General features: G+C 70.0%; 1 protein-coding gene. It reads left to right on the plus strand.

Translation table 11 applies throughout. The features are described 5' to 3' along the window. Nucleotides 1-131: 131 nt before the first annotated feature. On the plus strand, nucleotides 132-317 hold a 186-nt coding region (locus ACE026_RS14455), incomplete at its 3' end, for an LpxD N-terminal domain-containing protein (protein ID WP_486039517.1).

A 317-nucleotide genomic window follows, 5' to 3' on the forward strand; every position in this document is an offset into this window, starting at 1 on the left:
CCCCCCCCCCCCCCCCCCCCCCCCCCCCCGCGCGATGGCAACCAAGGCGCCGGAGCCGCAACAAACCGACCAACACACCCAAAACCCCCGCCCCGCATGACCGTTTCGGCAGCACACGGTAAACTCCCCCGGTGAACACTCCTACCTATACCGCCCAGCAACTCGCCGAGCAGTTTGGCCTGCAGGTCCATGGTGATGGCAGCACCGCCATCCATGGCGTGGCTACGCTCGCCCATGCCGGCCCCGGCCAGCTCACCTTCCTGGCCAATCCGCGCTACCGCGCGCAGCTGGCCGACAGCCAGGCGGCCATCGTCGTG

The sequence above is a fragment of the Stenotrophomonas sp. AGC87 genome (genome assembly GCF_057333975.1).